The sequence below is a fragment of the Novosphingobium sp. ZN18A2 genome, from assembly GCF_036784765.1.
Lineage (GTDB): Bacteria > Pseudomonadota > Alphaproteobacteria > Sphingomonadales > Sphingomonadaceae > Novosphingobium.
The window spans coordinates 2,437,812-2,448,890 of sequence record NZ_CP136651.1; the positions used below are offsets into that span (position 1 = coordinate 2,437,812).

The 11,079-nt window shown below is 59.7% G+C and carries 11 protein-coding genes and 3 pseudogenes; 8 read left to right on the top strand and 6 right to left on the bottom strand.

The window, feature by feature from the left end:
• Window positions 1-88: 88 nt before the first annotated feature.
• The 6 genes and pseudogenes from RXV95_RS11595 to RXV95_RS11620 form a co-directional block, all read right to left on the bottom strand.
• Window positions 89-826 (bottom strand): spermidine synthase, encoded by a 738-nt coding sequence (locus RXV95_RS11595; protein ID WP_338466208.1) that lies wholly within the window; start codon window positions 824-826, stop codon window positions 89-91.
• 763 nt (window positions 827-1,589) lie between these two features.
• Window positions 1,590-1,790 carry a hypothetical protein gene (locus tag RXV95_RS11600; protein WP_338466209.1) on the bottom strand — a complete coding sequence of 67 codons (201 nt, stop codon included), beginning with the start codon at window positions 1,788-1,790 and terminating at the stop codon, window positions 1,590-1,592.
• Between the two features lie 71 nt (window positions 1,791-1,861).
• Entirely contained in the window at window positions 1,862-2,071 is a 210-nt protein-coding gene (locus RXV95_RS11605) for a cold-shock protein (RefSeq protein ID WP_338466210.1), read from the bottom strand.
• 193 nt (window positions 2,072-2,264) lie between these two features.
• The gene (locus RXV95_RS11610) at window positions 2,265-2,489 is read right to left on the bottom strand and encodes a hypothetical protein (protein WP_338466211.1); all 225 of its coding nucleotides are present in this window, start codon (window positions 2,487-2,489) and stop codon (window positions 2,265-2,267) included.
• A 255-nt stretch (window positions 2,490-2,744) separates the two neighbouring features.
• Window positions 2,745-2,975 (bottom strand): annotated as a pseudogene (gene infA, locus RXV95_RS11615) (translation initiation factor IF-1).
• A gap of 506 nt (window positions 2,976-3,481) precedes the next feature.
• Window positions 3,482-3,877, bottom strand: a complete 396-nt coding sequence (locus RXV95_RS11620) for a hypothetical protein (RefSeq protein ID WP_338466212.1) — start codon at window positions 3,875-3,877, stop codon at window positions 3,482-3,484.
• Between the two features lie 475 nt (window positions 3,878-4,352).
• On the opposite strand from RXV95_RS11620, the pseudogene RXV95_RS11625 reads away from it, so the two are divergent.
• From RXV95_RS11625 to RXV95_RS11660, 8 genes and pseudogenes are all read left to right on the top strand, one after another.
• A pseudogene (locus RXV95_RS11625) lies at window positions 4,353-4,487 on the top strand (IS3 family transposase); the annotation flags it as partial.
• Window positions 4,488-4,610: 123 nt separating this feature from the next.
• Window positions 4,611-4,784: pseudogene (locus RXV95_RS11630) on the top strand (IS3 family transposase); the annotation flags it as partial.
• 136 nt (window positions 4,785-4,920) lie between these two features.
• Window positions 4,921-5,199, top strand: coding sequence for a helix-turn-helix transcriptional regulator (locus tag RXV95_RS11635; protein ID WP_338466213.1), 279 nt, complete (start codon window positions 4,921-4,923; stop codon window positions 5,197-5,199).
• Window positions 5,196-6,245: an AraC family transcriptional regulator gene (locus RXV95_RS11640; RefSeq protein WP_338466214.1), complete on the top strand. Its 1,050-nt coding sequence runs from the start codon at window positions 5,196-5,198 to the stop codon at window positions 6,243-6,245. Before RXV95_RS11635 ends, RXV95_RS11640 begins: the two co-directional genes overlap by 4 nt.
• A gap of 239 nt (window positions 6,246-6,484) precedes the next feature.
• A complete protein-coding gene (locus tag RXV95_RS11645; protein ID WP_338466215.1) occupies window positions 6,485-8,035 on the top strand; it encodes an acetolactate synthase large subunit in 1,551 nt (516 codons plus the stop codon).
• Window positions 8,036-8,057: 22 nt separating this feature from the next.
• On the top strand, window positions 8,058-9,212 hold the full coding sequence (locus tag RXV95_RS11650; protein WP_338466216.1) for an L-lactate dehydrogenase: 1,155 nt from the start codon (window positions 8,058-8,060) through the stop codon (window positions 9,210-9,212).
• Window positions 9,209-10,243 (top strand): fumarylacetoacetate hydrolase family protein, encoded by a 1,035-nt coding sequence (locus RXV95_RS11655; protein WP_338466217.1) that lies wholly within the window; start codon window positions 9,209-9,211, stop codon window positions 10,241-10,243. Before RXV95_RS11650 ends, RXV95_RS11655 begins: the two co-directional genes overlap by 4 nt.
• 12 nt (window positions 10,244-10,255) lie before the next feature.
• A complete protein-coding gene (locus tag RXV95_RS11660) occupies window positions 10,256-11,038 on the top strand; it encodes an aldolase/citrate lyase family protein (protein WP_338466218.1) in 783 nt (260 codons plus the stop codon).
• Window positions 11,039-11,079: the final 41 nt, after the last annotated feature.

The following is an 11,079-nucleotide window of genomic DNA, read 5'->3' on the forward strand; positions in this document are numbered from 1 at the left end:
TGCTGCGGGAGGCGGAGATCCGTCGTCTGCGACGAAGCCTTTCCGATATAGTCCGTCTCGACATTTATTCAACGAACCATGTTCCGGATCACGCCGCCGTCGAGGCTCTATTATGCGACGACGGCGCCTGATGATTCGACGACTTTGCCGCGAACACGAGCGTATGCCACTCGTCGCGACTGTCTGGATAGGCGGGGAGCGTGATCTCGTCGACGCTGAAGCCGACGGCCTCAAGCCGTTTGACGAACTCCGCATCGGGATAGGCTGACCAGACGGCCAGCACGCCGCCAAGGCGAAGCGCGGCATATGCTTCTCGCAACCCCCAGGCGCAATAGAGGCGTTCGTTGCCCAATGTCACAAGGCCATCGGGCCCGTTGTCGACATCCAGAAGAATGGCGTCGTAGCTTTCGCGGGTTTTGCTGATCTCGTCATAGACGTCGGCGATCCGTAGTGTGACCCGCTGGTCGTCGAGCGCGCCGGCGAACAGGTGGGACAGCGGCCCCTGCGCCCAAGCCACGACATCGGGCACGAGCTCGGCAACCACGATCCTTGCTTCGGGCGACCAGACGTCCAGCGCTGCTGCGAGAGTGTATCCCATGCCCAAGCCGCCGATCAGCACGTCACCTTCAGTCGAAGAGAGGCGTTCGCACGTCATTCTCGCCAGGGCCTGCTCTGAGTGAAAGTGGAGGTTTCCCATAAGCTCATCGGCGCCAACCTGGATCCAGAAGTCTGCGCCGTGACGCATGAGGTGCAATTCCCTGCCGCCGGGAATCTCGGCCCGATCCAACACCTCGACCGGTAGAATGGCGTCCGCGGCTTCATCCATTCTGTAATTTCCCTTGTTGTTTTTCGGCAAAGCGGACTGCAAGCCTGCGGCGCCTTGCGGTCATCTGGTGCCGCGCCTTGAAGTTCCTGCCGGTTGTTGGCGCATTGCACTTTGTGAGGCTGGCATAAGGAGGTGCTCTCGAAAGGTTATCGCATGCGACCGAGCATGAAGAATTGAGATGGTTGGAAATCCGTAATTCCTGGCTCACTTGACCAATCGAGCCTCACAAAAAGGGGCCTCTGCTCTCAATTGAGAGCAGAGGCCCTTAAGTGGAGTTCGGCATCACAAAAATGTGTTGCCTCCCTTCGGGTCGCCTGGTTGCAGGCTCTTCTGCATTCGGTTGTAATAGGTGTTCAAAATCGGTTCCGATGGCCATTCGCGGGCCTTTTCCAGCGCGTCGTGAGCGCGTATTCAGCCTTGGTCGCTTGCAATGAAAAGATAGGTCAGCCCATCGTCCAAGGCTGCGTTGCCTTCGTGAATGACCGTCATCGCGGCTTAACTTCCCGGCAACGGATGAAGAACCTGAGGGCTGCTCCTAGAAACAGAGCCTCGGGGAATGCGTGTGCTTGCTTACGTCATCCGGTGCGGAAAAAATCGGTCACATCGGCCTCCTCTTCGTAGCGGGAGCACAATGTGTCTCTCAGTCGCAGAAGCTCAAGGCAAATGACCGCGATAAACAAGTTGATAACATGTTCTCGAAACGATGTATCGCAAAAAAGGAGCCTCTTCTAATTTAGACTTGAGATATCGAAATTTATTTCGTCTATTCAGACGTTTGGCAAATTAGGCGGCCAGCTTGCGCCTTTTCACGCTCGCGCGCAATCTGGAGGGCGCGATTGGCCATCTCGCGCCATGCAGCCTCGGAACGCAGGGCCCTTTCCTTTATGTTGCCAAGCTGAGCAGTCTCGGCTTCGCGCGCCGATTCCTCGGCTCTAGCCTGAAGAAATTCGTAGCTAAGCGCCATGGGTAACCCTCCTTATGCTGAAAATGCCTGAGGCCCCCGGGGCGCCGAAGGCGGCCGGGGGCCCTGGCCAATCAGCTCGCGTTGCTGAGATTGACCGCGCTGGCCTTTCCATTGCGGCCTGTCTCGACCTCGTAGTTGAGGCGCTGATCCTTGGTGAGCGTCATCATGCCTGCCGCCTGGACGGCAGAAATATGGACAAAGCTGTCCGCGGAGCCGTCGTCAGGCTGGATGAAGCCATAACCCTTGTCGCCATTGAAGAATTTTACAGTACCGGTCGTCATGATCGCTTCCTTTCAAGAAACGGTTGTGGCCGGCGCGCGGAGATGCGCGCCGGTGTCGTGCGTCAAGTCGTCAATTGAAAGGAGGTCGTCGTCAGAAAGACAGAAAAACCGAAATAATCCGATTTTCATGCCAGCCGTCGATACCCGTCGAAATTCAACGAGAGCAGCATTTTTGTAGCACAGCCTAGCCGTCTTATACAGCTGTTTGTGGATCCGCTTTGAGTTGGGCCGCATTCGAAAATTGCGCCTTGCTCCAGGCACAGGCGGCCGCAGCCCCCAATCCATGCTGAAAGTCGCTGATGCGCCCCGCTATCCTGGAAGCCTTGGCGAGCTTTGCAAGCCGATCGTCATCGTTCGCGGCAATATCTGCGCCCATCATGGCGCGTTGGTGCGCCGCATATTCCAGATTCAGGTCCATGTCAGTTCTCCTGCGTGGGCGGGAATGCTGATGCATGGCCGCGAGTTGAAATAGGTGTCAGTCGACCATTGCCGCGACCAGGCGTCGCAGTTCGAGTGGGGGGATTACGGCAGCGACAGGCGTTGCGGCTTTCGCTGCCTTCGATTGCTCTGCGCCGTAGTGTAGCGACAGTGTGGTTCGCGGCGTGCCGCTCGTCTTTGAGTGGTCCATTGTATTTGCATTCGGCAGGTTCGCCCTGCCGCTTTCATAAAGGTGTCAGCGCCGGTATCCGCGTGCGCGGCCACCTGAAGGCCCTTGCCCCGGTGTCCGTTCGCGGAAGACGATCCGACCCTTGGTCAGATCGTATGGCGTCAATTCGACACGTACGCGGTCTCCGACGACCTATCGGATTCGGTAACGTCGCATCTTTCCGGCCGTGTAGGCGATGATGCGATGCTCATTGTCGAGGATGACGGCGAAACGCCCATCAAGCAGAATCTCGGCGATCGCGCCCTACATCGTAATGAGCTCTTCCTTCGCCAAGCCAGATTCCTTGCGCACGAAAAATTGTCCGCATGGGCGTATCCCAGTGCAGAGCCGTTGTGCATGAAAGGGAAAAGGCGCCAACTTCGCGCTTTCACGGACGTCGAGCAGTCATAATCCGTCGCAGGCGACGTCTGGCGATTTATAGATATACATAATTCCAGATAATTCAATAGCAAATAACGTTTATGCCTCAATAAATAATCAATATAGAAAAATAGCGCCGCGCGCAGCGCTATTTTCCGACAAATTTTGTAAATCATTCAGATTTTAACTGGCGGCGGTGCTGAGCCAGTGCATCGTCGAGGCTAGTGTAGACGTAGGGACCAACTCGGTATTGCGTCACGGTGACAGCGATGATCCCCTCGGGCAAAGCAGTACCCGGAATGCCAGCGGTCGAGCCGTCACCGCATTTCCGCGTCGGCGACGAGGCGACATCAGCACTGGGCATTTCGGGAGGTTGTGCCATGCTACTCATACCGTCCCTCGGGGAGTTCATCGCGTGGCGGCCTTGTCCAAAACGGGATTGCCTCGCCTCGGACAGACCTAATGCGCTTTTCATAGTAGGCGACGAGATCGAAATACGTCTCCCGGTCATCGGCCGATCCCGCTCGATCGGCATTCCTCCTCGCCAGCTCGTAATTGTAGATCAATTGATCGAGCGTCATGATCCAGTTCCTTTTTGAACAACGAAAAGGCTGCCGAGAAACTTCTTTTTTAACCCCGACCCGGCCGCTTTGATTGCCGGCGCAGTATTCTTGGTGGTATCGGCACTTCACCTGCTGCGGTTGCAGCTTGATGGCCAGTTTGCCGCCGCCGACCTTACTGGTCTTCGTGTTGGCACCGTTGGGCGACGCTGGACACATGTGCCCGTTGCTCTAGGTCCGACCCTTTGAGGTGACGCGCGCTCATGCCCTTTTCTGTGGCAATCTTGGCGGCGCCCTAGTCGCCCTGGCGACTGTCTACCTTGCCGAATTATGGCATGGCATTCCCTTCAACATCCTTGCAGCATGCCATAATTGGCAGATCTGCGACTAAGAGGCGGAACTGAAGGAGGCAGCTTCTCGAAGTTGGAAGCCTAAGACCGTCGATTTCGACCGGTAGCGAACGTTAGATGGGCCCTTTGCGGCTGGGTTTCAAGCCTTAATCACGATCTCATTCGTCCTGCGGCGCCAGTCCTAACGCATCCTGCCGTCCAGGTCTTTGCCTGCTCATATCCCAAGGCAGCCTAGCCACATCTAGCCAATCCGCTGAATTTGTTAGCGCCGAACTACGGCGCCTTTCGACGGTGTGAACCGCCCCGAGATTGCCGGAGGCCCCAACTCCTGAGAGGAAGGGTCAATGAGCAAGACGACGAACAAGTTCTCACCCGAGGTTCGCGAGCGAGCAGTCCGTATGGTGCTGGACAGCGAGAAGGATCATCCGTCGCGCTGGGCGGCGGTCACATCGATAGCCGGCAAGTTCGGCTGTTCGGGCTATCGTCGGTCCATTCCCCCGGCTCGAGTCCGAACGGGCCGCCACCGATCATGTCCTCAAGACGCGGCTGGCTGTCGCGCCGGGTACCTATCGCCATCCGGTGCATTCCTTCTGACAGTGCCGATCGAAGCCTTCGTCGAGCATTACAACAATCAGCGTTATCACGAGAGACTGAACAATGTGACGCCTGCCGATGCCTACTTCGGCAGGGCGCCGGCTATCATCAAACGAAGGGAAAGGATCAAGCGACAGACCATCGAATATCGCCGCTTGCAACACCGCAATCTGGCCGCGTAAACATCAACCCTCAGACGAGGCCCTCACTCCGCTAATCTACGCCGCGAGTTGTGCCAATTGTTCTGACGACGGACAGGCAGAACAGGTCGCGGCGCAAATTCGCGGGTTGCTGCCAATCGGAGGATGCAACCTGCCCATGGTCGCCAAGCAATTATCGGTCCATCCGCGCACTCTGCAGAACAGGCTTCTGGCCGAAGGTCTCGAGTTTCGAGAAATCATAAAGAATGAGCGACGCAAATTAGCCGAATCCTATCTGGGCTCGACACGCACGCCAATTGCAGAAATTGCTGTTCTGCTCGGTTACGCCGACCAGACATCCTTTACGCGCGCGTTTTCCGGCTGGTTCTCCATGTCACCAAGAAAATTCCGCAGGTCCAGGCAGGGTAGCCGGGCTGTAGGCAATTCAGTACAATGAAGTATTCTCCCCACTCATCTGAAAAGGACTCGCCAGGCGCCCGCGGCAGTGTGATCCGTGCCGGCAGCATGGAGGGCTATCGCAGCTTCCTGTTCGAACTGGGGGTCGATCCGCTGCCGGTGCTTGAACGTGCAGGGCTGGACAACGAAATTTTCTCTGACCCCGACACAGTGATCAGCACCGAATGCTACAGACGCGCGCTCAATCATGCGGCGATCACCACTGGCCTGCGTCATTTTGGCCTCCTCCTGTCGCAACGGCAAGCCTTCGAGAAGCTGGGTGCTGTCGGCTATCTCGTGCGCCATGCCCCGAACCTGCGTGTTTCGATCGAGCGTCTCATCTTGCATTTCCGGACACACGACACGGGGTCGATGACCGAGCTCGAGACGGAGGACAATTGCGCCCTCTGGCTCCATCGATTGTCCGGCGTGATCGATGCGCCAGCGATCCAGCAGACGGAGCTCGCGGTCGGCCTGGCTTGCCGGTTCGTGCGATCGGCCCTTGGCGAGACCTGGTGTCCCCAAGCAGTCTATTTCGAGCACCAGGCGCCCAGGGACGTTAGCCCATTTCAGGCCGTATTCCGATGTCCAGTCCTGTTCGGCCAGACACTGACAGGTCTCGAGATCGCCACGCCGGATCTCGACAAACCGCTTCGCCAGTCCGACCCCGGCTTGTTCAAGATCCTGGAACAGCACGTCACACAGATCGAGAAAGGCATGGGTGACGATTTCAGCGCAAGTGTGCGCACGTTAATTTTGCAGGACATCGAAAGCGGGACAGTCCGGATCGAAACCGCCGCCGCCAGAATGGGATTGCGCAAGCACGTCCTCCAGCGAAGGCTGAAGGCGGAGGGCACCAATTTCCAGGCAATCCTCGACGACGTACGCTACGAGATCGGGCGACGTTACCTGCTGGAAACCGATACTCCGATTTCGGAGATTGCCGGAATTCTCGGTTATGCCGAATCGGCAGTTTTCACCCGAGCCTTCGCGCGTCGGTCAGGCATGGCTCCGCGGCTCTGGCGCCAGACACACACAGCGTCATAACCCGGCAATCGGAGTGACCTATTCCGGATCGGCAAGGAACAGGCGCCATCCCGCGCAGCCGCTGGCACGTAAACCGGCATCGTGAAGCCAAGCCCCATGGCATCGCAGGCGAACGCCGTAATTTGACTTTTCGAAGCAAGACGGCCTTCAGAAGTCACTCGGGCACCAATCCGGCACTCTAAGCGGAAACACTCGATCCGCATGGGCAGGCACCATGCGAATCCCAAACCGCTGGAGAGATGGATGTGAACGGCGCAGAAGCCCTTATCGAAACCATGGCAGGATGCGGTGTCGACGTGTGCTTCGCCAATCCCGGTACATCGGAAATGCAACTCGTTGCAGCGATCGATGGCCAGCACGGGATGCGCGCCATTCTCGGCCTGTTCGAAGGTGTCGTGACAGGCGCCGCCGATGGGTATGGCCGGATGGCGGACAAACCGGCGATCACGCTTCTGCACCTTGGCCCCGGCCTTGCCAACGGACTCGCCAATCTGCACAACGCCCGTCGCGCAGGCTCGCCCATCATCAATATCGTGGGCGATCATGCGACCTATCATCTCCAGTACAATTCACCATTGACCAGCGATTTGCAGGGCGTTGCGCGGCCGATGTCCGATTGGGTCAAGGCCTCTCGCTCCGAACGCGATCTTCCGCAAGTCGGGGCGGAATCCTTTGCTATCGCGACCGCATATCCCGGACGGATCGCAACTGTTGTCGCTCCGGCCAATCATGCATGGACCGAAGGCAGCGCGGCTGCAGCTGCCACGACCGCACCGCCCGTGCCTCAGACACCCGATGCCGCGATTGACGAAGCTGCCGAAGCCCTTGAACAGGCGGACGGCGCTGTCGCCATCTACCTCGGTGGCCGCGCCTTGCGCGAAGACGCGCTGGAGTACGCCGGGCGCATCGCGGCGAAGATCGGTGCACGCCTGATCTGCGAGACCTTCCCCGCCCGCCTCCAACGCGGCGCCGGACGCGTGGCGGTAGAGCGGCTGCCCTATTTTGGCGAGCAGGGTGAAGAATACTTGAAGGACTTCAAGACGATCGTCTTCTGCGGCGCGGAACCGCCGGTTTCCTTCTTCGCCTATCCCGGCAAGCCGAGCTGGCTGTCGCCCGCGGGCGCAAAGCTCGTCCGTCTTGCCTCGATGGAGGAGGATGCCCTTGCCGCGCTGACCGGTCTCGCCGAGAAGCTTGGCGCGACAGACGAAGCGCCCAAGCAGCAGGCCGCGTTGCCCCTGGTGACAGACGGCAAACTCGACCCTGCAAACGTGGGCGCCGTGATCGCCGAGAAAATGCCCGCCAATGCAATTGTCTCGGACGAGGCGGCGACGGCCGGCCTGATGATCTTCCCGTCAACCGCCGGCGCACCGAAGCATGACTGGCTGACCCTTACCGGTGGCGCGATCGGCCAGGGCCTGCCGCTGGCCGCCGGCGCGGCGGTCGCCTGCCCGGATCGCAAAGTGCTGGCTTTGCAGGCCGACGGCAGCGGCATGTACACCTGCCAGGCCTTGTGGACGATGGCGCGCGAGAAGCTCGATGTGACGACGATCATCCTCAACAATGGCAGTTACTCGATCCTCAATATCGAACTGATGCGCGTGGGGGTTCAGAATCCGGGGCCAAAGGCGCTTTCGATGCTAGATCTCCACAATCCCGCGCTCGACTGGGTTTCGCTTTCGCTAGGCATGGGCGTGCCCGCTCGCAAGGCGTCGACCGTTGCCGAATTGCGCGAAGCCCTCGACGAAGCGTTGGCGCACAAGGGGCCGCGCCTGATCGAGGCGATTCTTTAAGCGGAGCCGGAAAATGCCATCATTGAACCTCGTTCCCGCCAGCGTCAGCGATTTTCGCCTTGGTGCCGAGAGGCGCCTGCCGCGCACACTGTTCGACTATGTCGATGGCGGTGCCGGTGCCGAAGTGACGCTAAAGGACAATGTCGCCGATTTCGAGAAGCTTCGCCTGGGCCAACGTGTGCTGCGCGATATTTCGAATACCAGCACCGAGATCGAGCTGCTTGGCGAAAAACTGTCCATGCCCGTCATCCTCGCCCCGATCGGGATGGGCGGCATGATGGCACGCCGTGCCGAAGTGCAGGCCAAGCGTGTTGCCGACAGCATGGGTATCCCCTTCACCCTGTCAACCATGGCGATCTGCCCGATCGAGGAAGTAGCAGCAGTTTCCCAAGTCCCAATGTGGTTCCAACTCTATATGTTCAGGGATCGCGGTATCGTGCTGGAAATGCTGGAGCGCGCCGCGGCGCACGGCGTCACCAAGCTGGTCTTCACGGTCGATCTCAACGTGGTGGGTACACGCTATCGCGACATCCGCAATGGGCTGTTCGGCGGTACAGACTTCTGGGGCAAGCTGCGCAGCGGTTTCATCGACTACGCCCTCCATCCCCGCTGGGCGCTGGATGTCGGGGTAAAGGGCGGGCCGCACAAGTTCGGCAATATCGCGAAATACTCCCCTGCCGCGAACGCACTACCCGACTATGCCGCATGGGTTCAAAGCCAGCTCGATGCCTCTGTCAACTGGGACGACATTGCGTGGCTGCGCACCCATTGGAGCGGCGAACTGATCCTGAAAGGTATTCTCGATCCCAATGATGCGCTTCAGGCACAGGCCGTCGGCGCCGATGCCGTGGTCGTCTCCAATCACGGCGGCAGGCAGCTCGACGGAGTTGCCTCTGGCGCGGAAATGCTGCCCCGCGTGGCCGATGCGGTCGGCGCCGCACTTCCGCTTATCGTGGATGGTGGCATCCGGTCTGGCCAGGATGTCGTCAAGGCGCTCGCTCTGGGTGCCAGGGCGGTGATGATCGGGCGACCGTGGATCTTTTCCCTCGCGGCGCATGGTGAAGCCGGGCTGCGACAGCTGCTGAAAGTGTTCAAGGGCGACATGAACACGGCTCTTGGTCTCAGCGGGTTTCCCCAAGCGAGCAAAGTTGACCGGTCGGCGCTGTTGGAGAAGTGATCGCCCGCAAGCGGCTAACGGATCGTTCGTTCGAGCAACGCGGGCGTCTTTACCGCGCCGATGGGCGAATTGCCAAAAAACCGATGTCGCCTTCGAAGCGGTCATCGCCAGTTCCACCCGCCAGCACCCAGCGATCCGGGACATCCGCGAAGACATCGAAGGCAACCTCGACCCCGGGTAAGGTGCTTTCGCCAATCCTGGACCAATCTGAAGGCCAGACCCCGATCAAATCCAAGGACCAAATCATGACCGTTGATCTTGCTTCCCGCCTATCCGACGAACTGTTTGACGCTCTGCGCAACCGCGCGCCAATTCCCCTGATCAGCGCGCGACATCCGGAACTGGATATCGATGAGGCATACCGGATTTCGCTCGGTGTGCTGGAACGGCGACAGGCCGATGGAGAAAGGCTTGTCGGCAAGAAGATCGGCCTGACCGCCAAGGCGGTGCAGCAGATGGTCGGCGTGGACGAACCCGATTTCGGCTTCCTCACCAATGCGATGCAATTTGCCGATGGCGGCACGGTCACCATCGCCGACAGCATGATGACCCCGATGGTCGAAGCGGAAATTGCCCTGGTGCTGAAGTCCACCCTGCCGACCGACGGGGTGACGCCGGAAATGGTCATGGACGCAACCGAATTTGCCGCCGCCTCTTTGGAGATCGTCGATACGCGCTTCGATACCCCAAAGATCACCATCGTGGACACGGTGGCCGACAACGCGAGCAGCGCCCTGTTCGTGCTCGGCAAGGACCGCGTCGACCCGCGCGAGGTCGACCTGGTGACGATGAAGTGCGAGCTGTTCCGCAACGGAGACAAGCTGTCGCAGGGTCTTGGCGCAGCGGTGCTCGGCTCACCCTTCATCAGCGCAGCCTGGCTGGCAAACCGGCTGGGCGCATTCGGCGTCGCGCTGGAAGCAGGCGATGTGGTTCTGCCCGGATCGCTCGTGCCCTTCGCCCCGATCGCCGCGGGCGACACGTTTGTTGCGGAGTTTGAAGGGCTCGGCCTGGTCAGTGCCACTTTTGCCTGAGGAGATCGCCTGATGAAGAACGCAGCTCTCGCCCAATGGCGCACCGGAGAATTCTCGGTCGGCGCCTGGATCAACCTGCCTGACCTCCACAACGCCGAAACGCTGGCGCGGATGGATTACGACTGGTTGTGTTTCGACTTGCAGCATGGATTGCTGTCGTATTCGCACCTGCTGGCGCTGATCCCCGCGATCTCGGCCACCGACACGACCCCGCTGGTGCGGGTCGCCGACAGCAGCGCTGCCGCAATCGGGCGGGTCCTTGATGCAGGCGCACACGGTGTGATCGTACCGATGGTCGACACCGCGGCACAAGCGGCGCAGGCCGCTGCGGCCTGCCGGTATCCACCGACGGGCAATCGTTCATGCGGGCCCATGCGCGGACTGTTGACCGACGGCATGACCTATCTTGCCACTGCCAACAGCGAGATTGCCTGCATCGCCATGATCGAAACCGCCGAGGGGCTCGCCAATGTCGAGGCCATCGCCGCGACCGAGGGTGTGGACGCGCTGTTCGTCGGCCCGGTCGATCTGTGTTTTGGCCTTGGCATCAAGCCGGGTGATTTCGCCAATCCGGCCTTTACTGCTGCGATCGAGCGGATTGTCGCTGCGACACATCGGGCTGGGATTGCCGCCGGGCTGTTCGGTTATAGCCCCGAGACGGCGAAAGCGGCGCGGGATCAGGGCTTCAATTTCGTATCGGCAGGGACCGACATCGCCTTCATGCGGCAAGGTGCGGCGGGGGCGCTTGCGACCGTCCGCGGGACAGAACCAAGAGCGGCACGAGGGGGCTACTGAGCCCGTACAGTCATCGCATAAATTGATATTTTGAGACAAGT